Annotated in this window: 24 protein-coding genes; 22 read left to right on the top strand and 2 right to left on the bottom strand. The window is 71.1% G+C overall.

All coding sequences use genetic code 11. The annotated features are described in order from the left end of the window. Nucleotides 1–60 precede the first annotated feature (60 nt). The 11 genes from IW249_RS29410 to IW249_RS29360 all read left to right on the top strand — a co-directional run bounded on the left by IW249_RS29410 (nt 61) and on the right by IW249_RS29360 (nt 11,488). A complete protein-coding gene (locus IW249_RS29410; RefSeq protein WP_196923755.1) occupies nt 61–1,110 on the top strand; it encodes a sugar ABC transporter substrate-binding protein in 1,050 nt (349 codons plus the stop codon). Beyond that, nucleotides 1,110–2,198: a mandelate racemase/muconate lactonizing enzyme family protein gene (locus tag IW249_RS29405; RefSeq protein WP_196923754.1), complete on the top strand. Its 1,089-nt coding sequence runs from the start codon at nt 1,110–1,112 to the stop codon at nt 2,196–2,198. Before IW249_RS29410 ends, IW249_RS29405 begins: the two co-directional genes overlap by 1 nt. Continuing rightward, the gene (locus IW249_RS29400; RefSeq protein ID WP_196923753.1) at nt 2,195–3,268 is read left to right on the top strand and encodes an ABC transporter permease; all 1,074 of its coding nucleotides are present in this window, start codon (nt 2,195–2,197) and stop codon (nt 3,266–3,268) included. Before IW249_RS29405 ends, IW249_RS29400 begins: the two co-directional genes overlap by 4 nt. A gap of 5 nt (nt 3,269–3,273) precedes the next feature. Further along, nucleotides 3,274–4,215, top strand: a complete 942-nt coding sequence (locus tag IW249_RS29395) for an ABC transporter permease (RefSeq protein ID WP_196923752.1) — start codon at nt 3,274–3,276, stop codon at nt 4,213–4,215. Continuing rightward, complete coding sequence (locus IW249_RS29390; protein ID WP_196923751.1) at nt 4,212–5,744, top strand: sugar ABC transporter ATP-binding protein; 1,533 nt, start codon at nt 4,212–4,214, stop codon at nt 5,742–5,744. Before IW249_RS29395 ends, IW249_RS29390 begins: the two co-directional genes overlap by 4 nt. Then, the gene (locus IW249_RS29385; protein ID WP_196923750.1) at nt 5,741–6,718 is read left to right on the top strand and encodes an aldo/keto reductase; all 978 of its coding nucleotides are present in this window, start codon (nt 5,741–5,743) and stop codon (nt 6,716–6,718) included. Before IW249_RS29390 ends, IW249_RS29385 begins: the two co-directional genes overlap by 4 nt. Then, nucleotides 6,715–7,557: an amidohydrolase family protein gene (locus IW249_RS29380; RefSeq protein WP_196923749.1), complete on the top strand. Its 843-nt coding sequence runs from the start codon at nt 6,715–6,717 to the stop codon at nt 7,555–7,557. Before IW249_RS29385 ends, IW249_RS29380 begins: the two co-directional genes overlap by 4 nt. Next, complete coding sequence (locus IW249_RS29375) at nt 7,554–8,393, top strand: fumarylacetoacetate hydrolase family protein (RefSeq protein ID WP_196923748.1); 840 nt, start codon at nt 7,554–7,556, stop codon at nt 8,391–8,393. Before IW249_RS29380 ends, IW249_RS29375 begins: the two co-directional genes overlap by 4 nt. After that, nucleotides 8,393–9,697, top strand: coding sequence for an enolase C-terminal domain-like protein (locus IW249_RS29370; RefSeq protein WP_196923747.1), 1,305 nt, complete (start codon nt 8,393–8,395; stop codon nt 9,695–9,697). The genes IW249_RS29375 and IW249_RS29370 overlap by 1 nt, the downstream gene beginning before the upstream one ends. Nucleotides 9,698–9,778: 81 nt before the next feature. Then, a complete protein-coding gene (locus IW249_RS29365) occupies nt 9,779–10,567 on the top strand; it encodes an SDR family NAD(P)-dependent oxidoreductase (RefSeq protein ID WP_196923746.1) in 789 nt (262 codons plus the stop codon). A 12-nt stretch (nt 10,568–10,579) separates the two neighbouring features. Beyond that, nucleotides 10,580–11,488 (top strand): hypothetical protein, encoded by a 909-nt coding sequence (locus IW249_RS29360; RefSeq protein ID WP_196923745.1) that lies wholly within the window; start codon nt 10,580–10,582, stop codon nt 11,486–11,488. 168 nt (nt 11,489–11,656) lie between these two features. Here the strand turns inward: IW249_RS29360 and IW249_RS29355 are convergent, their stop codons facing one another. Then, entirely contained in the window at nt 11,657–11,926 is a 270-nt protein-coding gene (locus IW249_RS29355; protein ID WP_196923744.1) for a DUF6959 family protein, read from the bottom strand. Between the two features lie 113 nt (nt 11,927–12,039). Between IW249_RS29355 and IW249_RS29350 the strand changes: the two genes are divergently transcribed. Then, the gene (locus tag IW249_RS29350) at nt 12,040–13,038 is read left to right on the top strand and encodes an RNA polymerase subunit sigma-70 (protein WP_196923743.1); all 999 of its coding nucleotides are present in this window, start codon (nt 12,040–12,042) and stop codon (nt 13,036–13,038) included. A 289-nt stretch (nt 13,039–13,327) separates the two neighbouring features. Then, a complete protein-coding gene (locus IW249_RS29345) occupies nt 13,328–13,783 on the top strand; it encodes a DUF6069 family protein (RefSeq protein WP_196923742.1) in 456 nt (151 codons plus the stop codon). Between the two features lie 56 nt (nt 13,784–13,839). On the opposite strand, the gene IW249_RS29340 is transcribed toward IW249_RS29345, so the two are convergent. Next, a complete protein-coding gene (locus IW249_RS29340) occupies nt 13,840–14,610 on the bottom strand; it encodes a FadR/GntR family transcriptional regulator (protein ID WP_196923741.1) in 771 nt (256 codons plus the stop codon). 135 nt (nt 14,611–14,745) lie between these two features. On the opposite strand from IW249_RS29340, the gene IW249_RS29335 reads away from it, so the two are divergent. The 9 genes from IW249_RS29335 (at nt 14,746) to IW249_RS29295 (ending at nt 25,207) form a co-directional block, all read left to right on the top strand. After that, on the top strand, nt 14,746–16,032 hold the full coding sequence (locus IW249_RS29335) for an ABC transporter substrate-binding protein (RefSeq protein WP_307788748.1): 1,287 nt from the start codon (nt 14,746–14,748) through the stop codon (nt 16,030–16,032). 75 nt (nt 16,033–16,107) lie between these two features. Next, nucleotides 16,108–17,061 carry a carbohydrate ABC transporter permease gene (locus IW249_RS29330; protein ID WP_196923740.1) on the top strand — a complete coding sequence of 318 codons (954 nt, stop codon included), beginning with the start codon at nt 16,108–16,110 and terminating at the stop codon, nt 17,059–17,061. After that, the gene (locus tag IW249_RS29325; protein WP_196923739.1) at nt 17,058–17,873 is read left to right on the top strand and encodes a carbohydrate ABC transporter permease; all 816 of its coding nucleotides are present in this window, start codon (nt 17,058–17,060) and stop codon (nt 17,871–17,873) included. The genes IW249_RS29330 and IW249_RS29325 overlap by 4 nt, the downstream gene beginning before the upstream one ends. Nucleotides 17,874–17,880: 7 nt before the next feature. Further along, nucleotides 17,881–19,029 carry a galactonate dehydratase gene (gene dgoD, locus IW249_RS29320; RefSeq protein WP_196923738.1) on the top strand — a complete coding sequence of 383 codons (1,149 nt, stop codon included), beginning with the start codon at nt 17,881–17,883 and terminating at the stop codon, nt 19,027–19,029. A gap of 32 nt (nt 19,030–19,061) precedes the next feature. Next, nucleotides 19,062–20,291: a D-mannonate dehydratase ManD gene (gene manD / locus IW249_RS29315; RefSeq protein ID WP_196923737.1), complete on the top strand. Its 1,230-nt coding sequence runs from the start codon at nt 19,062–19,064 to the stop codon at nt 20,289–20,291. Beyond that, nucleotides 20,281–20,871, top strand: coding sequence for a gluconokinase (locus tag IW249_RS29310; protein WP_196923736.1), 591 nt, complete (start codon nt 20,281–20,283; stop codon nt 20,869–20,871). The genes manD and IW249_RS29310 overlap by 11 nt, the downstream gene beginning before the upstream one ends. Nucleotides 20,872–20,927: 56 nt before the next feature. Beyond that, nucleotides 20,928–22,634, top strand: coding sequence for an ABC transporter transmembrane domain-containing protein (locus IW249_RS29305; protein ID WP_196923735.1), 1,707 nt, complete (start codon nt 20,928–20,930; stop codon nt 22,632–22,634). Further along, the gene (locus IW249_RS29300) at nt 22,631–24,457 is read left to right on the top strand and encodes an ABC transporter ATP-binding protein (protein ID WP_196923734.1); all 1,827 of its coding nucleotides are present in this window, start codon (nt 22,631–22,633) and stop codon (nt 24,455–24,457) included. The genes IW249_RS29305 and IW249_RS29300 overlap by 4 nt, the downstream gene beginning before the upstream one ends. Nucleotides 24,458–24,628: 171 nt before the next feature. Beyond that, nucleotides 24,629–25,207 (top strand): sigma-70 family RNA polymerase sigma factor, encoded by a 579-nt coding sequence (locus IW249_RS29295; protein ID WP_307788747.1) that lies wholly within the window; start codon nt 24,629–24,631, stop codon nt 25,205–25,207. The last annotated feature ends 12 nt before the right edge of the window (nt 25,208–25,219 follow it).

The following is a 25,219-nucleotide window of genomic DNA, read 5'->3' as shown; positions in this document are numbered from 1 at the left end:
CCTATAGGAAATAGGTTCCTCCGCCACCGTCTCGCCACCACCACCCCCGAGGAGACGAACATGTCGCGCAGAATGCTGTCCCGAATCGGCTCCGGCCTGACCGTCGTGGCCCTCGCCACGACCACTGTGGCCTGCACGAAGAAGAGCGACACCGCCGACGCCGAAGCCGGTGGCCGGGAACCGGCGCAGGTCAAGGTCGCGCTCGTGCCCGGCGGCTCGCACCCGTACTTCCAGCCCTGGAAGGACGCCGGGGCCAAGGCCAAGACGGAGCTGGCTCTCGGCGACGTCACCTTCAACGAGACCGCGGGCTGGGACCAGACCAAGCAGAACGACGTGCTCAAGTCCCTGGCAGCGCAGGGCTACAACGCCTTCGGCGTCTTCGGCGTCTCACCGGACAACATCAACTCCACCTTCGAGGACCTCAAGCGGCAGGGCTTCCCCGTCGGCTCGCTGGCCTCCTGCCCGGCCGGGGCCAACAAGGCCGACTTCTGCCTCTCCACGGACGTGGAGGTCGCCGCCTACAAGGGCGCCAAGGCCGCCATCGACGCGATGGGCGGTCAGGGCAACCTGGTGCACCTGACCGGGAACAAGGTCGACTCCAACACCCAGCGCCGGATCGCGGGCGTGGAGAAGGCGGTCGCCGAAACCGGTGGCAAGGTAACACTGCTCCAGAGCGTCACCGACATCGACAAGGATCTGCAGAGCGCGCAGAGGGCAGTGGCCGACCTCCTCGCCGCGAAGGGCCGCCAGATCCAGGCGATCGTGAACACCGCCTACAACCCGGCGGTCGCCTCGGCCGAGGGCGTCCGCCAGTCGAAGCTGCCCATCAAGGTCATCGCCATCGACGACGACCCGACGGTCCTCGACGGGCTGCGCGGCGGCTCGGTGGCCGCCACCGTCCTGCAGAACCCGGTCGGTCAGGCCCAGGTCGGCTCGTACGCCCTGATGAAGCTCAGCGGCGGCTGCACCATGGCCGAACCCGGAGTGACAATCGACTCGGGCTCGTTCGTGGTGACCACTGACAACCTGGACGGCTACGAGGCCGACCGCACCTCCGCCACCGAGGCGCTGCGGAAGAAGTTCGACGGCGACCTGCTCAAGTGCAGCTGATGTCGACCATCACCAGGGCCGAGGCGTACCTCGTCGACATTCCCGTCGAGACCGTCCGCACCGACGCGGTACAGGCGTTCCTCAAGCAGGAGACGCTCTTCGTCGAGGTGCGCACGGCCGACGGCGGGCACGGCACGGGGTACGCGTACACGATCGGGACCGGCGGCACGGCGGTGCTCGCACTGCTGCGCGACTACCTGCTGCCGCACCTGGTCGGCCGAGATGCCGCCCGGGTGGAGGCGGTCTGGAGGGACCTGCACGCCGCCACCCGCGCCACAGCGGTCGGAGCCATCACCTCGTTGGCGCTCGCCGCGATCGACACCGCGCTGTGGGACCTGCGCGCCCGTGCCGCCGGCCTGCCGCTGTGGGTGCTCGCCGGCGGCGCGAAGGACCGCATCCCGTTGTACGACACCGAGGGTGGCTGGCTGCACCTCACCGAGGACGAGCTGGTCGCCGGCGCGAAGGCGTCCCAGGCGGCCGGCTGGCCCGGCGTCAAGCTGAAGGTCGGCAAGCCCAACCCGGCCGAGGACGCCGCTCGCATCGGCGCGGTCCGGGCGGCCCTCGGCGACGACTTCGACGTGATGGTCGACGCCAATCAGTCGCTGACCGCCGCCGAGGCGATCCGCCGGGCCCGGCTGCTCGAACCGCACCAGCTCGCCTGGTTCGAGGAGCCGCTGCCCGCCGATGACGTCGCCGGGCACGAGCTGCTGGCCCGCGCCACGAGCATCCCGGTGGCGGTGGGGGAGTCGATGTACTCGATCGGCCAGTTCGCCGAGTACCTACGCCGGCAGGCGGCCGGCGTCGTCCAGGTCGACGTCGCGCGCATCGGTGGCATCACCCCGTGGCTGAAGGTGGCCCACCTGGCCGAGGCGTGCAACGTGGTGGTCTGCCCGCACTTCCTGATGGAACTGCACGTGAGCCTCTGCGCGGCCGTGCCGAACAGCCGCTACGTCGAGCACATCCCGCAACTGCGCGCGATCACCCGGACCGAGATCGCGATCGTCGACGGCCACGCGCTCGCCCCCGCCGAGCCGGGCCTCGGCATCGACTGGGACCGCGACGCGATCGAGGACAGGAGGGTGGCGTGAAGACGGAAACAGCGCCGGAGGCGCCGGCGGTGCCTCCGGCCGCGGAGCCAAGGCCGCCGGCCAGGGCCCTGCCGGTCTGGGCGAACCCCCGGCTCGGGCTGCTCATCGTCATCGCCGTGCTGGTCGTCCTCTTCTCGTCGCTCACCCCCGCGTTCCTCGACCCCCGCCTCACCCTGGCACCGCTACAGGCCGACATCAGCGTGTACGTCGTGGTCGGTCTCGCCCAGCTCGCCGTGCTCTCGCTCGGGCACATGAACATGGCAGTGGGCCGGATGGCCGCGCTGTCCACCTTCGCGATGGGCCTGGCGTACGACCGGCTCGGCGTCCCACTGCTGGTCGGACTGCTCGTGGGTCTCGCCGTCGGGGCGGGCATCGGCGCGCTCGCCGGCCTGCTCATCGCCAAGACCGGTGTGAACTCCTTCGTGGTCACCCTCGCGCTCGACTTCGGGCTGCTGGGCCTGGTCACGATCCTCTACACCTGGGCGACCGGCGGGGTGTCGTTCGCGGTGCAGCCGAGTGGGCTGTCCGCCCTGCGCTTCGACACCTTCGCCGACTACTGCATGGGTGAGGTCTGCGGGCCCCGGATCCCGCTGGTCGTGCCGATCGCGGTCGCCGCGGCGCTCGGTGTCGGGTTGCTGTTCCGGCACGCCCGGCTGGGCCGGGAGATCCTGATGACCGGCTCCAACACGGTCGCCGCCGAGCTGTCCGGCATCCCCACGCACCGCCGGGTCGTCGCCGCGCACGCGTTGAGCGGGCTGCTCGCCGCACTGGCCGGGTTCCTGCTCGCCGCCAACAACGGCGCCTTCTCCGCCAACATCGGGGAGTCGTTCCTGCTGCCGTCGTTCCTGGCCCCGGTGCTCGGTGGGACGCTGCTCGCCGGTGGTGCGGTCAGCGTCCTCGGCACCGCGCTCGGCGCGACCCTCACCCAGGTCATCTACAAGGGCCTCAACCTGCTCCAGTTCTCCCTGGAGGAGCTGAAGCTCTACATCGGACTCGTGCTGCTCGCGGCGCTGTCGCTGGACCGGCTACGGGCCGTGCTCGCCGAGCGAAGGGCGGTGTCATCATCATGAGGAGCGTGATCCGGACCAACGAGTTCACCCTCGCGGTGATCGCGGCGCTCGGGTTCGCGGCACTCGCTGTCGCCACCGACTTCAACCTGCTCACCGCCGGCACCCTGGACGCCTTCCTGCGTTTCCTCGCCCTGCCGATCGTCATCGGCCTGGCCCAGATGGTGGTGCTCGCCGTCGGTCAGATGAACCTCTCGGTGGGCGTGCTCACCGGCTTCTGTGCGGTGGCCTCGGGCTGGCTGATGGTCGACGCCGGGCTGCCCGCCCCGGTCGCGGTGCTCGCCGCGCTGGCCCTCGGCGCCGTCGTCGGACTGGTCAACGGCCTGTTGGTGATCTTCACCCGGATCAACGGGTTCATCGTCACCCTCGCCACCATGACGATCCTCGAAGGGCTGCGGTACGGGGTGAACGGCACCGGCACCTATCAGGGCTACTCGCCCGGCCTGCGCGAGTTCGGGCAGGCGTCAGTGGCCGGCGTACCAGTGGTCTTCCTGCTGGCGGTCGCGGTCGCCGTCGCGGTCGCCCTCTTCTTCCGACGCACAGTGCCCGGACGGCACCTGCTCGCCTCCGGCGGCAACCCGTTCGCCGCCCGGCTGTCGGGCATCTCCAACGACCGGGCGCTGGTGCTGGCCCACACCCTGTCGGGGCTGCTGGCCGGCTTCGCCGCGGTGATCGTGGTGGCCGCCTTCGGCTCGGTGAACGCCTCGATCGGCGACGACCTGCTGCTGCCCAGCTTCGCCGCGCCGATCATCGGCGGGGTGGCCCTGGCCGGCGGCATGATCAGCGTGACCGGCACGGTGCTCGCCGCCTTCCTCGTTCGGCTGGTCGACGTCAGCCAGTCGCAGTTCGACATCAACCGACGGTGGGTGGACCTCATCATCGGCGCGGTCGTCCTCGGCGCGGTGCTGCTCGGTCAGTTCCGCGACAAGCTCTCCGGAGGTCCACGATGAGCGTCGTGCTGTCCGCCGAGAAACTGGTCAAGACGTTCCCAGGAGTACGCGCCCTGGACGAGGCGACGCTGACCCTGACCGCCGGCAGCGTGCACGCGCTGCTCGGCGAGAACGGCGCCGGCAAGAGCACCCTGATCAAGATCCTGACCGGGGTGTACCGACCGGACGGTGGGCAGTTGCGGCTGCCCGGGCCCGACGGCGAGCTGCGCGCGGTGCAGCTGGGCAACCCGCAGGACGCCCAGCGGGCCGGCATCGGTGTCGTGCACCAGGAGCGGAACCTGATCCCGGCGTTCAGCGTCGCCGAGAACATCTGCCTGCAACACCTGCCCCGCCGCGCCGGCCTGCTCGACCGGGCGGCGCTGCGTACCGAGGCCCGTCGTTGCCTCGACCTGCTCGACCTTGACCTGGACCCCGACCTGCCGGTGTCGCGGCTGTCGGTGGCCCAGCTGCAACTGGTGGAGATCGCCAAGGCGTTGTCGGCGGACTCGACAGTGCTGCTGCTCGACGAACCGACCGCGTCGCTGACCAACGACGAGGCCGACCGGCTCTACGGCATCGTGCGTCGGCTGTCCGAGCGGGGTCATGCCACCGTGCTGGTCAGCCACAAGCTGGAGGAGGTCTTCGCGGTCGCCGACACGGTGACAGTGCTGCGCGACGGGCGCAGCGTCGCCGAGGCGGAACCCCTCGCCGACCACACCCGCGAGGAGATCGTCGACCTGATGGTCGGCCGGGCGTACCAGCAGGTGCACCTCGCCGCCCGGACCGTCGCGGCGGACGTCGAACCGGCGCTGGCCCTCGATGCCGTCGCCACCACCGCCGGCCACCACGACGTCAGCCTCGCCGTCCGCCCCGGTGAGATCGTCGGCCTGTACGGGTTGGTCGGTGCGGGCCGCAGCGAGCTGGCCAAGGCGCTGCTCGGTCTCGACCGGATCACCGCGGGGGAGGTGCGGGTACACGGCCGTCCGGCTCAGATCCGGGACGTGGGCGATGCCCTGCACCGGTACCGGATCGGCTACGTCACCGAGAACCGCAAGGAGGAGGGCCTCTTCCTCGACCAGACCGTGGCCCGCAACACGGCGGTGACGGTGTGGCGCAAGTTGGCCCGGCTGGGACTGGTCCGCGACCGCTCCGAGCGGCTGCTGGTCGACGAGTACGCCGATCGGCTGGGCATCCGACTCGCCTCGCCCGACCAGCACGCCGGTCAGCTCTCCGGCGGCAACCAGCAGAAGGTCAGCCTGGCCAAGTGGCTGGCGGCCGACTGCGACGTGCTCATCATCGACGAGCCCACCGTCGGCATCGACGTGCGCACCAAAGCCGCCTTCCACGAGTTGATCGCCGGCCTGGCCGCGCGCGGAATGGCCATCCTGCTGATCTCGTCGGACCTGCCGGAGATGGTCACCCTCGCCGACCGGATCGCGGTGATGCGGGAGTTCGCCATTGTTGGTGAACTGGACAACGACCACGACTACGACCGGATGAGTCAGTCGGTGATCCGGTTCATCCATGACGGGCAGGGGGTCGTCGCGTGAAGGCCACCGAACCAGTGACCCTGGGGCGTACCGACGTGGCGGTGACCCGGCTCGGGCTGGGGCTCGCCCCGATCGGTGGAATGTTCGACGCCGTTGGTGACGAGGTGGCCCACGCCACCGTCGAGGCGGCCTGGGATCTCGGGCTCCGATATTTCGACACTGCCCCGCTCTACGGCTGCGGCCTCTCCGAGCGGCGCGCCGGGGCGGTCCTCGCCGACAAGCCGCGCGACGCGTTCACCCTCTCCACCAAGGTGGGCCGGCTGCTCGTCCCCGACGGTGGTGACCGGCAGGAGTTCTGGGCCGAGCCGGCCGACCTCACGCCGCAGTTCGACTTCTCCGCCTCCGGAGTACGTCGTTCCCACACGGAGAGCCTGGCCCGGTTGGGGCTGGACCGGATCGACATCGCGCACATCCACGACCCCGACGACCACCTCGCCGAGGCGGTCGCCGGGGCGTACCCGGCGTTGGCCCAGTTGCGGGAGGCCGGCGAGATCGGCGCGGTCAGCGCCGGGATGAACCAGGCCCCGGCGCTGGTCGAGCTGGCCCACGCGGGCGACTTCGACTGCTTCATGCTCGCCGGCCGGTACACGCTGCTCGACCAGTCCGGCCTCCACGAGCTGCTGCCGCTGGCTCATGCGAAGGGGATCGCGATCATCGCCGCCGGCGTCTACAACTCGGGCCTGCTTGCCGACCCGACACCGGGCGCCCACTACGACTACGCCCCGGCCGCGCAGGGGCTGCTCGACCGGGCCACCGCGATCCGGTCGGTGTGCGAGCGGCACGGCGTGCCACTGCGGGCCGCGGCGATCCAGTTTCCGCTCGGGCACCCGGCCGTCGCCAGCGTGGTGGTCGGCGCCCGGGACCCGGAGCAGATCGCCGACAACGTGGCGATGTTCGAGTGGGACGTGCCCGGCGCCCTCTGGGCCGATCTCAAGGCCGAGGGTCTGCTGCCGAGCGAGGTGCCGACGCCGTGATCATCGACGCGCACCACCACCTGTGGACCGCCGACTACCAGTGGCTGGCCGCACCGGGTCTGGAGGCGATCCGGCGCGACTACACCATCGCCGACCTCGTACCCCAGCTGAACGAGGCCGGGGTGACAGCCACCGTGCTGGTCGAGGCGGGCCGCTGCGACGCCGAGGAGACCGCCGAGTTCCTGGCAAACGCCGCGATCACGCCCCGGATCGCCGGCGTGGTCGGCTGGACGTCGCTCACCGACCCGGCGATCGCCGCCACCCTCGCCGGCTACCGCGAGCTGCCCGGCGCGACGAAGCTGGTCGGGCTCCGCGACCAGGTGCAGGGCGTCGCCGACCCCGGGCACCTGGCCCGCTCCGACGTCCGTGCCGCCCTCGCGGCGATCGGGGCCGCCGGCCTCACCTTCGACCTGGTCGTCCACGTCGGACAGCTGACCGGCTGCGCCGAGGCCGCGCGGGCCACGCCGGGCACCACCTTCGTCCTCGACCACCTGGGCAAGCCGAGGATCGCCGCCGCCGGCCTCGCCGAGTGGCGCACGGCGGTACGCGACCTGGCCGGCTGCGACAACGTCGTCGCGAAGCTCTCCGGGCTGCTCACCGAGGCCGGCCCCGGGTGGCGGGTGGCCGACATCCGGCCGTACGTCGACATCGCGCTGGAGCTGTTCGGACCGCACCGGCTGATGGCCGGCTCGGACTGGCCCGTCTGCGACCTCGTCGCCTCGTACGCCGAGGCGTGGACGGCGATCGACGCCAGCCTGGGGGAGCTGTCGGCCACCGAGCGGGCAGACGTCCTGGCCGGCACGGCAATTCGTACCTATGCACTGGAGGTTGGTTCGTGAGACTCATGCGTGTCGGGCCCGTGGGGCGGGAACGTCCCGTTCTGTACGTCGATGGGCGGCACTTCGACCTCTCGCCGCTCACCGCCGACATCGACGGCGAGTTCCTCGCCGGCGACGGCGTCCGGCGGGTCCGCGAGGCCACCGACCTGCCCGAGATCGACGTCACCGGTCAGCGGGTCGGCGCACCGATCGCCCGGCCCGGCGTGGTGCTCTGCGTGGGGCAGAACTACGCGGCGCACGCCGCCGAGTCGGGCGCGGCGCCACCGACCGATCCGATCATCTTCTACAAGGCGCCCAACACCGTCATCGGCCCGTACGACGAGGTCCTGATCCCGCGCGGATCGACGAAGACCGACTGGGAGGTGGAGTTGGCGGTGGTGATCGGCCGGACGGCCCGCTACCTCGCCTCACCGGCCGACGCCCTCGGGCACATCGCCGGGTACGTGCTGTCCAACGACGTCTCCGAACGGGACTTCCAACTCGCGGTCTCCGGCGGCCAGTGGTCGAAGGGCAAGTCCTGCGAGACGTTCCAACCGCTCGGCCCGTGGCTGGTCACCGCCGACGAGATCGGCGACCCGCAGGCACTGCGGCTGCGCTCCTGGGTCAACGGCGAGCCCCGCCAGGACTCCAGCACCAAAGACATGATCTTCGACGTGGCGTACCTGATCTGGCACCTGTCCCAGTACACGGTCCTGGACCCGGGCGACGTCATCAACACCGGCACCCCGCAGGGGGTGGCGCTCTCCGGCCGGTTCCCGTACCTGGCCGTCGGCGACGTGATGGAGGTCGAGATCGACGGCCTCGGCCGGCAGCGCAACACGCTCCGGGACGCCTGATGGCGGTGATCACCTCGGTCGACACGTACGACGTCCGGTTCCCGACCTCGCGGGACCTCGACGGCTCCGACGCGATGAACCCCGACCCCGACTACTCGGCCGCGTACCTGGTGTTGAGCACCGACGACGGCCCGGACGGGCACGGATTCACCTTCACCATCGGGCGGGGCAACGACGTCTGCCGGGCGGCCATCGACGCGCTGGTGCCGTACGTGGTCGGCCTCGACCCGGACACCGTGGACCTCGGTGCGTTCGCCCGCTCGCTCACCCAGGACTCGCAGCTGCGCTGGCTCGGCCCGGAGAAGGGCGTGATGCACCTGGCTGCCGCAGCGGTCATCAACGCGATGTGGGACCTGGTCGCCAAGAGAGCGGGCAAGCCGGTCTGGCGCTACCTGGCCGACCTCAGCCCCGAGCAGATCGTCGACCTGGTCGACTGGCGATACCTCACCGACGCCCTCACTCCCGACGAGGCGTTGGAGATCCTGCGCGCCGCCGAGCCGGGCCGGGCCGACCGGATCGCCCGGCTGACCGAGCGGGGCTACCCCGCGTACACCACGTCACCCGGCTGGCTCGGCTACTCCGACGACAAGGTGGTCCGGCTGGCCCGGCAGGCCGTGGCCGACGGGTTCACGCAGATCAAGCTGAAGGTGGGCGCGGACGCCGCCGACGACGTGCGCCGCCTGAAGATCGCCCGCGAGGCGGTCGGCCCGCAGATCCGGATCGCGCTCGACGCCAACCAGCGCTGGGACGTCGCCGAGGCGGTCGAGCGGATGCGGGAGCTGGCGCCGTACGACCCGTGGTGGATCGAGGAGCCGACCAGCCCCGACGACGTGCTCGCCCACGCGGCGATCCGTTCCGCCCTGGCCACCAGCGCACCCGACGGCGGGCCGATCCGGGTCGCCACCGGCGAGCACGTCGCGAACCGGGTCGTGTTCAAACAGCTGCTCCAGGCCGACGCCGTCGACGTCGTGCAGATCGACGCGTGCCGGGTGGCGGGCGTGAACGAGAACGTCGCCATCCTGCTGCTGGCCGTGAAGTACGGGGTGCCGGTATGCCCGCACGCCGGGGGAGTCGGCCTGTGCGAGCTGGTGCAACACCTGTCGATGTTCGACTTCGTGGCGGTGTCCGGTTCGATGCGACACCGGGTCGTCGAGTACGTCGACCACCTGCACGAGCACTTCGTCGACCCGGTGGTGATCAAGGACGGGCACTACGTGGTGCCCAGCGCCCCGGGGTTCTCCGCCGCGATGCGTCCGGAGAGCCTCGCCAACTACGCGTACCCGGACGGGCCGGCATGGGTCTGACGAACCTCGACACGCACTACCGCACGGCCTCGTCGACGGCGGTGCGTCACCTCAGCGGACCACTCGGAAGGGGAAAGCAGCATGCGGTGTGACGGCCTCGTGGCGGTGGTGACCGGAGGCGGGTCGGGGATCGGGCTTGCCTGCGTGCGGGCGTTCGCCGCCGCCGGTGCCCGGGTGGGTGTCCTGGACCTGGAACTGGCCGGGTTGCCGGAGGATCCCGGCGTACTCGGCGTCCGGGCGGACGTGGCCGAACGGTCCAGCCTCAGCGCGGCCGTCGCCTCGGTCGCGGAGGCGTTCGGCGGCATCGACATCCTGGTGAACAACGCCGGCATCTCGGCCGTGGGCACCGTGGAGGAGGACGACGACGAGCAGTGGAGCCGGGTACTCGACGTCAACGTCTCCGGCGTGGCCCGAACCAGCGCCGTCGCCCTGCCGTACCTGCGCCGGTCGTCGTCCGCCGCGATCGTCAACATCTCCTCGATCGCGGCGACCGTCGGCCTGCCCAAACGCGCCCTGTACTCGGCGTCGAAGGGCGCCGTGCACGCCCTCACCCTCGCCATGGCCGCCGACCTGGTGACCGAGGGTGTCCGGGTCAACTGTGTCGCCCCCGGCACCGTCGACACGCCCTGGGTGGCCCGCCTGCTCGCCGGCGCGGCCGACCCGACCGCCGAGAAGCGGCAGTTGGCCGCCCGGCAGCCGACCGGCCGCCTGGTGACCGCCGACGAGGTGGCCGCCGCCGTCGTCTACCTCGCCTCGCCCGCGACCGGGTCGGTGACCGGTTCGTCGCTGCCGGTGGACGGCGGCATGTCCGGCCTGCGCCTACCCGCCCGGGTCCCGCCCGCGGTCGATACTGCCGAACCGGGCGCGTGACATGATTGCGCCATGGGGAAACAGCAGGACGTCGGCGAGGCCGACAGTCACAGCGAGTCCGGCACCACCGCCCACCGTCCGATCGGTGGCAGCGCTGACGCTCGGCTCGCGCTCGCTCAGGACCCCACAACGCCACAAATGACCCTTATCGACCTGGCGTCCGATCCGTCGGCCCTGGTCCGCAAGGCGGTCGCCGCACGGGCCGACGCACCCGCCCAGGCCCTGCGACCGCTCACCCGCGACCATGATCGTCAGGTCCGGGAGGCCGTGGCGCGAAACCCCTCCACCTCGATCGCCAACCTCATGCGCCTGGTCAAGGATGCCGACCGGTGGGTCCGCTGGGCGGTCGCCGGCAACCCGGCCTGTGACGAGTCGATCCGCCAGGTCATGTCGCAGACCTCGGACAAGGAGCTTCGCGGCCTTCTCGCGGAGAGTCGTGAGCTGGAGCCGGAGTTGGCCGCCAAGCTGATCGACGACGTGTCACCCGAGGTACGGGAACGACTCGCCACGCACACCCACGACCCCGACGTGATCACCGCCCTGCTGGCCGATCGCACCGCACGCGTACGCAAGGGGGTTGCCCGCAACCCGCGGACCACCGCCGAGCAGCGCAGCGCGCTCGCCGCGGACCCGGTCGTCGACGTCCGTGCCGCGCTGGTGCGGGCCGTCGAGCTGAACGAGGCGGACCTGGCCCTGCTGGTCGACGACCGCGCGGTGCAGGTCCGACTGGCGATGGCGACGTCCGAGTTCGTTCCGCCGCACATCCGGCAGGCGCTCGCCCGCGACGCCGACGAGATGGTGGCCAGCGCGGCACGGGACTACCGCCCCGGCGCCGGCAACGCCTCCGCCGTGCGGGCGCCCCGCATCGCGCACCGGCCCTCCGGCGCCGGCGCGGGCCGATCGGGCGGCACCGCCCAGTAGGACCACGCTCGCGCGTCACCGCTCCGCCGAGCGGCGGATGCGCCCGCGAGCGTGATGACTCACACGCATCATGATGCCTGTGAGTCATCACGCTGGTCGCGGGGCGTCCGCCCCACGACGACCGACTGTGCGGGTTGGTGAGGCCAGCTGCCGTCGGTGGCTGTCGGATCAGTACGGCCGCCGGATCCCTCGCTCCGAAAGCGTCGCTTGGTAGAAGCTGAGCAGGCCCTCCACCTCTCGGACGGCGTGGTCCAAGTCGTCGAGAGCGCCGCGGTGGTCGCGGTCTTGGCGCAGTAGGCGGGCCGCGTCCGCCAGCTGCGTCAACAGGGCAGCGAACGTGTCGCCCTGCACGTGGATTCCGGGAAACGCCCTGCCTGGCAGCTGCACGACGGCACAGTTCGTACCACGGGACAGCACCTGCGCCTGCTCCTCGTTCATCTGAGCATGATCCCAGCACCGCCTCACCACCTCGATCAGATCCGAGTGATGAGTTGTCGCGTCCGCGCCCGTCATACCTACGACAGGACATGACGAGGCGGAAGGATGACGTGATGAGTGCGGACACGCGGCTGGAGGAGCTGGGCGTGAGCGGTCTGGGCGAGGTCGACGAGCCGGAGTTCTCGGGGCTGGCGCAACGGCACCGGCGGGAACTGCACGTGCACTGCTACCGGATGCTCGGGTCGTTCGAGGACGCCGAGGACACCGTGCAGGAGACGTTCCTGCGGGCCTGGCGGCGGCGGGAGACGTTCGAGGGGCGGTCGACGTTCCGGGCCTGGCTGTACCGGATCGCCACCAACGCCTGCCTGGACCTGCTCGCCAAGCGCCGCCCGGAGCCGGCGAGCGGTGGCGAGGTGCTGTGGTTGCAGCCCTACCCGGATCGGCTGCTCGACGAGCTGCCCGCGGGCGACGCGGACGAGCCGGAGACCGTCGCCGTCGCGCGGGAGACGATCGAGCTGGCGTACCTGGTCGCGGTCCAGCACCTCGCGCCGCGTCCGCGGGCCGTGCTGATCCTGCGGGACGTGCTCGGCTGGCCGGCGAAGGACGTCGCGGAGCTGCTCGGGGACTCGGTCAACTCGGTCAACAGCGCCCTGCAGCGGGCTCGCGCCGGCATGCGGGAGCACCTGCCCGCCGAGCGGCAGGACTGGACCGGCGGCGAGGAGGACGCCGGCACGCGCGAGCTGGTGCGCCGCTTCACCGACGCCAGCGTGGCCACGAACGTCGACGTGCTCGCCGGCATGCTGCGGGACGACGTCCGCTACTCGATGCCGCCCACGCCGGGCCTGTACGTCGGCCGCGACGCTGTGGTGAACAGCTGGGTCGAGGATGGCTTCGATGGCATGACGGGCCTGCGCGCGGTCCCCACCTCGGTGAACCGCCAGCCCGCCGTCGCCTTCTACCACTGGCGCAAGCAGGAGGGCGCGTACCTGCCGTTGACGATCGACGTCCTGCGCATCACCGGCGGCAAAATCACCGAGGTCTTCATCTTCCACGACGACCAGTTCCCGCGGCTCGGGCTGCCGGAGCGCCTGCCGGCGGACGGCACGGAGTAGTCCGGTGTGGACGCTCACGCTGCGCGGTGGCGCGCGTGCCGCGGTGGTTCCGGCGGAGTGGTACGACGCGTTTGGAGTGGTCACCCGTGGGCGGGTGCAGCTGGAGCTGCGCGACGGGGAGCCCGGGCCGGTCCTCGGACGCGATGCCGGGTTCTGGCTGCGCGGCACCGGTGTCCGCGCGTTGCGCAACCCCGGCCGTCGCACGGCGAGAGTGCGTGTCTTCACGCCCGGGGCCGTCACACGCCAGTCAACACATCCGGTACGCCAGCCTCACGATGAGGGAGACGCCATGAACAGCACGAAGGACACCGAGATCGTCGCCGGCCCGGCATCGGGCCGACGGGGCTCCATCCACCGATTCCGCGGACTCGCCGGCACCGGCGTGATCGCCACGCTCGCGGCGAGCATGTCCACCACCGTCGCCGCGGCGCTGGCCCGGGTCGCCGGCGTCGATTTCGAGATCCCCGATGGTGGCGAGACGATTCCGTTGTCCGGGGTCGCCGTGGTGACCGGCTTCTTCTCGGTCGTGGGCGTGGTCATCGCCGTGGCTCTTCTCCGGTGGAGTGCTCGGCCCGCCGACCGGTTCGTCTGGACCGCGGTGGCGCTGACCGCGCTCTCGCTGGTTCCGGCCCTCATCTCCGGGGCGAACGCGGCCACCATCGCCGCTCTCCTCGGGCTGCACCTCGTCGCCGCAGCGGTGATGATCCCCGTCCTGGCACGGAGCCTGCGTACCAGGACCGACTGACGGATGACGACAGGAGGGCCGGCCCGACGGGCCGGCCCTCCTGGGGACTACGGGACCTACTCGGCTTTGCTTCGGTCGGGTAGAGCGGTCTGCTCCCACAGCGACTTCATCTCGTCGAAGGCCTGCTCCATCAGCTGCACCATCGCCTGCCGGGCCCGCTCACCGTCGCGCCGCTGGATCGCCTGGGCGACGTCGGCGTGCATCTGGAGGGCCTGCTCATGCGGGTGGTGCGGCATGAGGTGGTGCTTGTGCCGGCCGGTGAGCACCTCCGCGACCAGTTCCTGGAGACGGACGAACATCTCGTTGCCGGAGGCGAGCAGGACGCGCCGGTGAAACTCGATGTCGAGGTGCAGGAACCGCTCCTCGTCGCCGGCTTCGCCGGCGGCCCACATCTTCGCCGCCAGCCCGACGAGGTCGCTCGCCTCGTCACGGCCGATCCGGCTGGCGGCCAGGTAGGCCGCGTGCGGCTCGACGGCGGTGCGCAGCTCGGTGATCGAGCGGAGCTGGGCCATCCGGCCGGCCGAGGCGAGACGCCAGCGGATCACCTGCGGGTCGAACACGTTCCACGCGCTCGCCGGTCGGATCATCACACCTACCCGTCGGCGCGCCTCGATGAATCCGATCGAGGCCAGCACCCGTAGCACCTCGCGGACGACCGAGCGGGACACGGCGTACCGGTCGACCAGCTCGTCGATGTTGAGGACCGATCCGGGTGGCAGCTCACCGCCGCAGATGGCGGTGCCGAGGTGTTCGAGGACGCGCGCGTGCAGCCCGGATTCGGCGGGGGAGGCCGGAACGGCTGCAACCTCTGTTGAGGACGGTTCCACTCAAAGATCATATCATTTGCATCTACCTCTTGAAGTAGTCAGCTTTTTCGGCCTAGCATCCCGATGTTAAGCGGATGTAACGCCGAGGTAGCGGCTCTCTCGGGGGCGGCGGCCACGACAGAAGGAGAGACAAGCGTGCGACGTCGACCGATAATCGGCACTTCTCTGGCTGTGGTCGTCGCCATGAGCCTGGCCGCCTGCGGCGGCGATGGCGGCGGCGAGGACTCGAAGACCGTCCGCGTGACACTGGTCAACCACGTGTGGACAGAGAACATCAAGAAGGTCCTGCCGGAGTTCGAGAAGCAGTCCGGCCTCACCGTCGAAGTCACCCAGCTCGGTGAGGACCAGCTCTCCGACCAGTACAACGTCAAGCTGAACGCCGGGTCCGACGACCTCGACGTGATGATGTACCGGCCCCTGCAGGAGGGGAAGCTGTTCGCCAAGAACAAGTACCTCGCCGACCTGAGCGAGAGGGTCAAGTCCGACAGCGCCTTCGAGATCGGCGACTTCCAGGCCGGGCCGATGCAGGCGACGACCTATGAGGACAACATTGTCGGGCTGCCGATCATCACCGAGCAGGAGGTTCTGTACTACCGCAAGGACCTGCTGACGAAGTCCGGCTTCACCGCGCCGCCCAAGACCCTCGACGAGCTCAAGGCGCAGGCCGCGAAGATCGAGGCCGACAACCCGGGCGTCGCCGGCTTCGTCGCTCGTACCGGCAAGGCCGCCGCCGTCACGCAGTTCTCCAGCTTCCTCTTCAGTTTCGGCGGCGACTTCGTGGACGCCAGCGGAAAGGCCACTGTCAACACCGAGCAGGCCAAGCAGGCGTACGCCTACTACGGCGGGCTGCTCAGGGACCACGGCCCGGAGAACATCAGCACCGACATGAGCTGGTCGGAGGCGATGGCGATCTTCACGCAGGGCAAGGCCGCCTTCTACACCGAGGCCAACTCGCTCTACAAGAACGCCACCGACCCGACCAAGTCCAAGGTCGTCGACTCCGTCGGCTTCGCCGCCTTCCCGGCCGGCCCGGCCGGATCGAAGCCGTACAACATCCCGTCCTGGGCGCTCGGTGTGAACGACAGCTCGGAGAACAAGGACAACGCCTGGAAGTTCATCCAGTGGGCCGCCGGCAAGGAGCAGGCGCTGGCGCAGCAGACGGCCGGCGTACCCGGTGCCCGCACCTCGGTCTGGGCCAACCCGGCGAGCACCGCGACCCTGCCGAAGGACCTCGCCGAGGCCAACACGGTCAGCACCGCCAACGGGGTCGGGCACGACCGTCCGCTGGTGGTCAAGGTGGCCCAGGCACGGGAGATCGTCGGCCAGCCGATCGTGGACGCGATCACCGGCAAGGACGCGGCCAGCTCGGCGGACACGGCGAACGCGGCGTTCCAGAAGTTCCTCGACGACGAGGCGAAGTAACCCACGCGCCGGGCGGCGGGGCCGACCGGCTCCGCCGCCTCGCCGGGACCTGACCCCTCCAACCCGGAGATCTCAATGTCAGCCGTTCTCACCCCCCGTACCGATTCGCCCGAGGCCCCCGCGGCGTCAGTGGATACGACGTCGGCCTGGTCGCGTTGGGCCAACGACCACCGCAAGTGGCTCTTCGCGGCACCCGCCATGGCGTTCGTCGCCGTGCTGATCATCTTTCCGGTGGCGTGGACCGGCTACCTGAGCCTGACCGACGCCGAGGGTTCGGTGCGTGCCGAATCCGAGTTCATCGGCTTCCAGAACTACCTCGACGTGCTCACCGACACCGACCGGTTCTGGCCGGCGGTCTGGCGGACGGTCCTCTTCACCGGCGTCGTGTTGTTCTTCGAGGTCATTCTCGGCATGGCGATCGCCCTGCTGCTGTGGCGGCCCTTCCGCGGTGAGAAGTGGGTCCGGGTCGCGATCCTCCTGCCGCTGGTGGCCACGCCGGTGGCGGTCGGCATGATGTGGCGCCTGATCTTCGACCCCAACATCGGGATGGCGAACCAACTGCTCGGCTGGATCGGGATCGGCCCCCAACCCTGGCTGGCCGGGCAGCACTCGGCCCTGCCGACGACGATGTTCATCGACATCTGGCAGTGGACGCCGATGGTCGTGCTGATCCTGCTCGCCGGGCTCACCTCGCTCTCCGACGAGCCCCAGGAGGCGGCCCGGATCGACGGTGCCAGTAGCTGGCAGCGGTTCCGGCACGTCACCCTCCCGCTGCTGATGCCCACGGTGATCGTCGCCGTCCTGCTGCGTGGCATCGACGCGTTGAAGACGTTCGACATCCTCTACGCCACCAAGGGGCGCGGCGGCGGGTCCTTCCACGAGGTCGAGACCCTCAACGTGTACGCGTACGGCCTCAGCTTCGACTACAACGACTACGGCGTCTCGTCGACAGTCCTCATCATCTTCTTCCTGATCATCATCGGGGTGATGTGGGCCCTCACCTATCGCAAGAAGGGGCTGGGCCGATGAAGCCGAGCAAGCCGTACCGGGTGTTCCGCAACTCGGCTCTCGTCGTCGTGGTGTTCGCGCTGATGGCGCCCCTGCTCTGGATGATCGCCGCGTCGTTCAAGACCAACGTGGACATCTACGACACGGCCAAGGCGTTCGCCTTCTCGCCCAGCCTGAAGAACTACGAGACCGTCCTCCAGCAGGCGAACTATCTGGAGTTCATCGGCAACAGCCTCTGGGTGGCGTTCGCTGCCACCACGCTGTCGCTCCTGCTCGGGGTGCCGGCGGCGTATTCGATGAGCCGGTTCAGCATGAAGAAGTCCGCGCTCGTCGTGCTCATGGCCCGGGTGATCCCTGGTGTCTCACTGTTGGTGCCCTGGTACTACGTCTTCTCGAACCTGAAGATGGTCGGCGGCTTCACAGTGCTGATCCTGAGCCACATGTTCGTGTCGCTGCCGCTGATCGTCTACATCATGATGGGTTACTTCGACGGCCTGCCGACCGAGTTGGAAGAGGCCGCGCTGGTCGACGGGCTGACCCACATCGGCGCGTTCCGGCGGATCACCCTGCCGCTGTCGGTGCCCGGCGTCGCGACCGCCGGCATCCTCTCGTTCATCTTCTCCTGGAACAACTTCATGTTCGCCCTGGTGCTCTCCGGCTCCGACACGAAGACGCTCCCCGTCGCGATCTTCGACTTCGTCGGCTACGCCAGCATCGACTGGGGCGGCCTGATGGCCGCCGCGACGGTGGTCACTCTGCCGATCATGCTGATCGCCCTGTTCGTGCAGAAGTACGTCGTCTCCGGCCTCACCGCCGGTGCCACGAAGGGCTGACCGGGTCATGACGACTATCGCAACTGTGGAGACCTTCCTGGTCGCGCCGCGCTGGCTGTTCGTCCGGATCGAGACGGAGTCCGGCGTCGTGGGTTGGGGCGAGGCGACCTGCGAGGGCCGGTCCGAGACGGTGCGCACGGCCGTCCACCAGCTCAGCGAGGTGCTCATCGGTCGGGACGCGCTGCGCATCGAGGACCACTGGCAGGTGATGACCAAGGGGTCCTTCTACCGGGGCGGCCCGATCCTGGCCAGCGCGGTCTCCGGTCTGGACCAGGCGCTCTGGGACATCACCGGCAAGCACTACGGCGCCCCCGTGCACCAACTCCTCGGCGGGCCGGTCCGGGACCGGATCCGGGTCTACGGCTGGATCGGCGGTGACGAGCCCGCCGAGATCCGCGACCAGGTCAGCGCCCGGATCGAGGCGGGCCTGACCGCGGTGAAGATGAACGCGTCCGGGCGGATGGGCGCACTCGCCTCGGTCGCCGACCTCGACGCGGTGGTGCAGCGGGTGGCCGTCGCCCGCGAGGTCCTCGGCGACGACCGCGACGTCGCTGTCGACTTCCACGGCCGGTTCACCCTCGCCAACGTCCGGCGGGTCGCCCCGCTGCTGGAGCCGTACCGGCCGTTCTTCCTGGAAGAACCGGTGGTGCCGGAGAACTCGCACCTCATCGGTGAGGTCGTCCGCTGCACCACCACCCCCATCTCGACCGGGGAGCGGCTCTACAGCCGGCAGGAGTTCCTGCCCGTGTTGCAGGCTGGCATCGCAGTGGCCCAGCCGGACCTCGCGCACGCCGGCGGGATCACCGAGGTACGCAAGATCGCCACGCTGGCCGAGGTGTACGACGTGCAACTCGCCCCGCACTGCCCGCTCGGGCCGATCGCCCTCGCCGCCTGCCTCCAGGTCGGCTTCGCCACACCCAACTTCCTGATCCAGGAGCAGAGCATCGGCATCCACTACAACCAGGGCGCCGAGGTGCTCGACTACTGCCTCGACCAGACCCCGCTGACCTTCGTCGACGGGTACGTGCAGCGGTCGACCGCGCCCGGTCTCGGCATCGAGATCGACGAACACGCGGTGCGGACCGCGGACAAGCGCGGGCACGCCTGGCGCAGCCCGACCTGGCGGCACCCCGACGGCTCCTACGCGGAGTGGTGAGACCCCCGACCGGCAAGAACGAAAGGCACCCCGTGAAGATCGTCGCAGCAGACGTCATCGTGTCCAGCCCCGACCGGAACTTCGTCACCCTGAAGATCACCACCGACGAGGGCATCACCGGCCTGGGCGACGCCACGCTCAACGGCCGTGAGCTCTCCGTCGCCTCGTACCTGCGCGACCACGTCGCCCCACTGCTGATGGGTCGGGACCCGCACCGGATCGAGGACACCTGGCAGTTCCTGTACCGGTCGGCGTACTGGCGGCGCGGCCCGGTCACCATGGCGGCCATCGCCGCGGTGGACGTCGCCCTCTGGGACATCAAGGCCAAGGCCGCCGGCATGCCGCTGTACCAACTGCTGGGCGGCGCGTCCCGCACCGGCATCATGGCGTACGGGCACGCGTCGGGGCGGGACCTCCCCGAACTGTTCGACTCGATCCGCCGCCACCTCGACGAGGGCTTCCGGTCGATCCGGGTGCAGACCTCGGTGCCGGGGATCAACGCGGTCTACGGGGTGGCCGCGCAGCCCAGCGCCACCGGCCAGCGCTACGACTACGAGCCCGCGCAGCGCACCCCGTTGCCCGCCGAGGAGGACTGGGACACCCGCGCGTACCTGCGCCACCTCCCGTCGGTCTTCGAGGCGGTGCGCAACGAGTTCGGCCCGGAGCTGCCGCTGCTGCACGACGGTCACCACCGGATGACCCCGATCCAGGCCGCCAAGCTCGGCAAGGCCCTCGAACCGTACGACCTGTTCTGGCTGGAGGACTGCACCCCGGCCGAGAACCAGGAGGCGTTGCGGCTGGTTCGCCAGCACACCACCACCCCGCTGGCCATCGGTGAGGTCTTCAACACGGTCTGGGACTACCAGACGCTGATCCGGGAGCAGTTGATCGACTACGTCCGGTCCGCTGTCACCCACACCGGCGGCATCACCGCCATGCGCAAGCTGCTCGACTTCGCCGCCCAGTACCAGATCAAGTCGGGCATCCACGGACCCACCGACATCTCCCCGGTGGGCATGGCCGCGGCGCTGCACCTGGACCTGGCCATCCACAACTTCGGAATCCAGGAGTACATGAAGCACACCCCGCTGGCCAACGAGGTGTTCCGGCAGTCGTTCACCTTCACCGACGGCTACCTGCACCCCGGCGACCAACCGGGGCTCGGGGTGGAGCTCGACGAGGAGGCGGCGGCCCGGTTCCCGTACGAGCCGGCGTACCTGCCGTTCAACCGGCTCCAGGACGGCACGGTTCATGACTGGTGAGCGGCGCGGCGCGCGGCCTACCCGGCACGTCGTGGTGATGGGCGTCTCCGGGGCCGGCAAGACCACTGTGGCGCGCGGGATCGGCGCGGCGACCGGGCTGACGTTCGCCGAGGCGGACGAGTTCCACTCCCCGCAGAACGTGGCACGGATGCGCTCCGGCGTACCGCTGGACGACACCAGCCGGCGGCCCTGGCTGCGGGACGTCGCCGGGTGGATCGCCGATCGCGCCGCGGAGGGCCGCTCGACGGTGCTGGCCTGCTCGGCCTTGAAGCGGTCGTACCGGGACGTGCTCCGCCAGGGACCGCTCCGGGTGGACTTCGTGCACCTGGACGGGCCGGCGGAGGTGATCCGAGCCCGGTTGGCCCGGCGTGAGGGGCACTACATGCCGGCCAGTCTGCTGGAGTCGCAGCTGGCCACGCTGGAACCGGCCGAGCCGGACGAGTCGGTGCTCGTCCTCGATGTCTCGTTGGCCCCGGACGCCCTGGTCGCGGCGGCCGTCGAGGGTCTCGGCCTGCCCCGTTCGGCCCCGGCGGGGGAGCACGAAGACCGCGCATCCCACTCCGCTTCGGGGGCATGTTAGGTTAGCCTGCCCTAATCGTAAGTGGAGTCCGTCGCCGTGCCCTCATCGATCCGAGCATGACAGTCGCCGAGACCACCGGCGGTGTGGTGCTCCGTCGCGCGCTGCGTCGACAACGCGCCCGGGTGGCCGCCGGCATCGCGCTGCTCTGCACCCACCAGGCCACCGAAGCTCTCGTCCCGGTGGCCATCGGCGTGATCATCGACCGCGCGGTGGCCACCGGGGACGTCCGCGCTCTGCTGCTCTCGCTGGCCGGCCTGGCCGCCCTGTTCACAGTGCTCGCCTTCGCCTACCGGGCCGGCGCCCGACTGGCGTGCGCCGCCGTCGAACACGAGGCGCACACCACCCGGGTCGAGATCGTCCGCAGCGCCCTCGACCCGCGCGGACGCCGGTCGGGGATGCGCGAGGGCGAACTGCTGTCCGTGACGGCCTCCGACGCCGAGCTGTCCGCACTCGTCGTGCGGGTCGCCGGACTCACCGCCGCGGCGCTCACCGCAATCGTCGTCGCCGCCGTCGCGCTGCTCGTCGTCGACGTCCCGCTCGGCCTCGGGGTGCTCGTCGGCGTACCAGTGCTGGTCGTCGCCCTCCAGCGGATGGCGCCGCTGCTCACCCGGCGCAGCACGTCGCAGCAGGAGGCGCTCGCCGCCACGACCGCCCTCGCCGTCGACCTCGTCACCGGCCTGCGGGTGCTGCGCGGCATCGGCGCACAGGACCACGCAGCCCGCCGGTACGCGGGAGCCAGCCGCCACGCGCTCGACGTCACCCTGCGCGCCGCCACCACCAAGGGCCTGCACCTCGGGCTCACCACCACCGTCAACGGTCTCTTCCTCGCGACTGTCGCCGGAGCCGCCGGCTGGCTCGCGCTGCAGGGCCGGCTCACCATCGGCGAACTCGTCGCCGTGGTCGGGCTGGCCCAGTTCATCGCCGAGCCGGTGCAGACGCTCGGGTACTGCGTCCAGTTGTTCGCCATGGCCCGAGCCTCCGCGGGGCGGGTCGCCCGGGTCCTCGGCGCCGCGCCGGTCGTCCAGCCAGGTGACGCCGGGCCGCCCGCCCCGAGCCCGTCCCGGCTCGCCCTCGACGGGGTCTCGTACGCGGGCCTCGACGACATCAGCCTGCGCGTCCACGCCGGTGAGATCCTGGGCGTGCTCGCCTACGACCCGAGCGAGGCCGAGGCGCTGGTCACGCTGCTGGCCGGCCGGGTGCCCCGCGCCGACCACCGGGGGACGGTCCGCGTCGACGACGTGCCCGCCGACGAGCTGCACATCGACGCCGCGCGCGCCGTGGTCCTGGTCGAGCAGCACGACGTGGCGCTGTTCGAGGGGACACTGCGCGCCAACCTCAGCGCCGGCGCCCCCGTCGACGACGAGGTGCTGCGGGCCGCAGTGCGGGCCGCTGCGGCGGAGGACGTGCTCGCCGCCCACCCGCACGGGTTGGACCGTCTGCTCACCGAACGCGGGGCGAACCTCTCCGGCGGGCAGCGGCAACGGATCGGGCTGGCGAGGGCGCTCGTCGCCGACCCGCCGGTGCTGGTGCTGCACAACCCCACCACTGCTGTCGACGCGGTGACCGAGGGGTTGCTCGCCACCAGGCTCGCCGAGGCTCGCGGGGCGGGCACCCGCGGCACGGTGCTGATCACCACCAGCCCGGCGCTGCTGCGGATCACCGACCGGGTCACGGTGATCGATCGGGGACGGATCGTCGCCGAGGGGCCGCACGAGCGGCTGCTCGCCAGCGACGCCCGCTACCGGGAGGAGACCCTGCGATGACGTCCGAGCCGATCACCCGGCACCTGCTGCCGACGGCCACCGGCCGGCAGACCTGGGCCGCCCTCCGTACCGAGCTGGCCCTCCTGCCGGGGCTCAGCGCCATCGCCGGCACGTTGCTGGTCGCCGCCGCCGCGACCGGGCTGGTCGCCCCCTGGGTCCTCGGCCGTCTCGTCGACGACGTCATCGCCGGGACCGACACGCCTCGGGTGATCGCCTGGGCCGCCGTGATCGCGGGCGCCGCCGTACTCGCGGGGCTCCTCACCGCTGTCGGAGCGGCGGTCGCGGCGCGTCTCGGCGAGACCGTGCTGGCCCGACTTCGGGAGCGGGTCCTCGACCGGGCCCTGCACCTGCCCTCGGCCACCCTGGAGCGGGCCGGGACCGGGGACCTGGTGGCCCGTGCCGGCGACGACGTGGCGGTGGTGACGAACGTGATCGCCACCAGCGGCCCCGCCTTCCTCGGCGCGCTGCTGTCCGTCGTGCTCACCGCGGCGGGGCTCTTCGCCCTCGACTGGCGGCTCGGCATCGCCGGGTTGGTCGCGGCCCCGGCGTACGCGGTGGCGCTGCGCTGGTACCTCAAGCGTTCGGTGCCGTACTACGCCCGGGAGCGGGTGGCGACGGGCGAGCGCGCGCAGGCGACGGCCGAGGCGCTGCGGGGCGCGGCGACGGTGCGCGCCTACCGGATGGAGGACGCCCACGTCGCCCGGATCGCGGAGCGCTCCGGCGTCGCCCGCGACCTGTCGCTGGAGATCTTCGGTCTCTACACCCGCTTCGGGCTGCGCATCAACCGCTCCGAGTTCGTGGGGCTCGCCGCCGTACTGCTCGCCGGCTTCCTGCTGGTACGTGGCGACCTGGCCACCGTCGGCGCCGCCACCACTGCCGCGCTCTACTTCCACCGCCTCTTCAACCCGATCGGCCTGCTGCTGTTCGAGTCGGACTCGGTGTTGCAGGCCGGGGCCAGCCTGGCCCGACTCGTCGGCGTCACCACCCTGCCGGACACCGCGGCCCCCGCCGGCACCGAGCCCACCCGCCACGATCGGGGCGTACCGGCGGCACTGGAGGTGACAGTCGCCCAGCATCGCTACGACGACGGGCCGGTGGTCCTGCGGGACATCGCCCTGCGTCTCGCACCGGGGGAGCGCGTCGCCCTGGTCGGCGCGAGCGGCGCGGGCAAGAGCACCCTCGCCGGCATCATCGCCGGCATCATCGCGCCCACCCACGGTGCGGTGACCCTGCGCGGCGTACCGCTGGAACAACTCGACGAGCACCGCCTCCGTCGCGAGATCGCCCTGATCAGCCAGGAGGTGCACGTTTTCGCCGGACCGCTCGCCGACGACCTGCGCCTGGCCGACCCGGACGCCACCGACGCCGAGATCGCCACCGCCCTCGACCTCGTCGGTGCCACCGAGTGGGTGCGGACCCTGCCGGACGGTCTCGCCACCGCCGTGGGGGAGGGTGGGCGGCAGCTCACCTCGGCCCAGGCCCAGCAGCTCGCGCTGGCCCGCCTCATCCTCGCCGATCCGGCCGTCGCGGTCCTCGACGAGGCCACCGCCGAGGCGGGCAGTGCGGGCGCGCGCGGCCTCGACCGCGCCGCAGTGGCGGCCACCGAGGGCCGCACCACGCTGATCGTCGCCCACCGACTCAGCCAGGCGGCCACCGCGGACCGCATCGTCGTCCTCGACCGGGGGCGCGTCGCCGAGCACGGCACGCACGCCGAGCTGCTCACGGCCGGAGGCGGGTACAGCCAACTGTGGCGCTCGTGGAGCATGCCCGACCTGGTGGTCCCGAGGGAACGCGAGAGCGCGGACCAGCCCGTCCCGAGCTGAACGGACCCCGGTTCCCGTCACCTCGGACATCCGCGAGATCAGTCGAACGGGGGAACCCCGGGAACTTTTCCGGACCGGCCGGCGACCACCAGAGTGCGCGGCCGACCGGCGGCGTTCCGACGACGGCATCTCGGCATGAAGGAGCGCCCGTGGCACACAGGACGGTGGTCTGTGCGGAACGGCGTCGCTGACGACGACCAGGTGACCCGGTGGGCGCGGGAGGCGGGCCAGGGTGACCGGCAGGCCGCCACGGCGTTCGTCCGGGCACTACAGGACCAGGTCTGGCGGTTCCTGTCGCACCTGGCCGGGCCGGGGGAGGCCGACGACCTGACCCAGGAGACGTTCCTGCGGGCAATTCGCAACCTCCCCGGCTTCGCCGGCCGCTCGTCCGCCCGTACCTGGGTGTTCACGATCGCCCGCCGCGTTGCCGTGGACCACGTCCGGACGGCGGTGGCCCGCCCGAGGATGGCGTCGGTGCCGGACTGGCAGGCGGCGGCCGAGGCCGCGGGTGCGATCACCGCCGGCGCCGACGAGGGCGTGACCCTGCACCAGATGATCGCCGGCCTGACCCGGGAGCGCCGCGAGGCGTTCGTCGCCACCCAGGTCCTCGGCCTGTCCTACGCCGAGGCGGCGGACGTCTGCCAGTGCCCCGTCGGCACCATCCGTTCCCGGGTCGCCCGGGCGCGCGAGGATCTCGTCGCCGCCTGGCAGGCCGACACCGACCCTAGCCGCAAGCGACGAACCGGCTGACGGTGGATACTG

The sequence above is a fragment of the Micromonospora vinacea genome (assembly GCF_015751785.1).
In the GTDB taxonomy this organism is placed as follows: domain Bacteria; phylum Actinomycetota; class Actinomycetes; order Mycobacteriales; family Micromonosporaceae; genus Micromonospora; species Micromonospora vinacea.
The sequence above is the reverse complement of the archived record's forward strand: the minus strand, read 5'-3'. Positions and strand labels throughout refer to the sequence as shown.

What these genes read in the sequence shown, in the direction of transcription:
- IW249_RS29410 (WP_196923755.1), top strand. Translation starts at nt 61, where the DNA reads ATGTCGCGCAGAATGCTGTCCCGAATCGGCTCCGGCCTGACCGTCGTG.
- IW249_RS29405 (WP_196923754.1), top strand. Translation starts at nt 1,110, where the DNA reads ATGTCGACCATCACCAGGGCCGAGGCGTACCTCGTCGACATTCCCGTC.
- IW249_RS29390 (WP_196923751.1), top strand. Translation starts at nt 4,212, where the DNA reads ATGAGCGTCGTGCTGTCCGCCGAGAAACTGGTCAAGACGTTCCCAGGA.
- IW249_RS29370 (WP_196923747.1), top strand. Translation starts at nt 8,393, where the DNA reads ATGGCGGTGATCACCTCGGTCGACACGTACGACGTCCGGTTCCCGACC.
- IW249_RS29365 (WP_196923746.1), top strand. Translation starts at nt 9,779, where the DNA reads ATGCGGTGTGACGGCCTCGTGGCGGTGGTGACCGGAGGCGGGTCGGGG.
- IW249_RS29360 (WP_196923745.1), top strand. Translation starts at nt 10,580, where the DNA reads ATGGGGAAACAGCAGGACGTCGGCGAGGCCGACAGTCACAGCGAGTCC.
- IW249_RS29355 (WP_196923744.1), bottom strand. Translation starts at nt 11,926, where the DNA reads ATGAACGAGGAGCAGGCGCAGGTGCTGTCCCGTGGTACGAACTGTGCC.
- IW249_RS29350 (WP_196923743.1), top strand. Translation starts at nt 12,040, where the DNA reads ATGAGTGCGGACACGCGGCTGGAGGAGCTGGGCGTGAGCGGTCTGGGC.
- IW249_RS29345 (WP_196923742.1), top strand. Translation starts at nt 13,328, where the DNA reads ATGAACAGCACGAAGGACACCGAGATCGTCGCCGGCCCGGCATCGGGC.
- IW249_RS29330 (WP_196923740.1), top strand. Translation starts at nt 16,108, where the DNA reads ATGTCAGCCGTTCTCACCCCCCGTACCGATTCGCCCGAGGCCCCCGCG.
- IW249_RS29325 (WP_196923739.1), top strand. Translation starts at nt 17,058, where the DNA reads ATGAAGCCGAGCAAGCCGTACCGGGTGTTCCGCAACTCGGCTCTCGTC.
- dgoD (WP_196923738.1), top strand. Translation starts at nt 17,881, where the DNA reads ATGACGACTATCGCAACTGTGGAGACCTTCCTGGTCGCGCCGCGCTGG.
- IW249_RS29310 (WP_196923736.1), top strand. Translation starts at nt 20,281, where the DNA reads ATGACTGGTGAGCGGCGCGGCGCGCGGCCTACCCGGCACGTCGTGGTG.
- IW249_RS29305 (WP_196923735.1), top strand. Translation starts at nt 20,928, where the DNA reads ATGACAGTCGCCGAGACCACCGGCGGTGTGGTGCTCCGTCGCGCGCTG.
- IW249_RS29300 (WP_196923734.1), top strand. Translation starts at nt 22,631, where the DNA reads ATGACGTCCGAGCCGATCACCCGGCACCTGCTGCCGACGGCCACCGGC.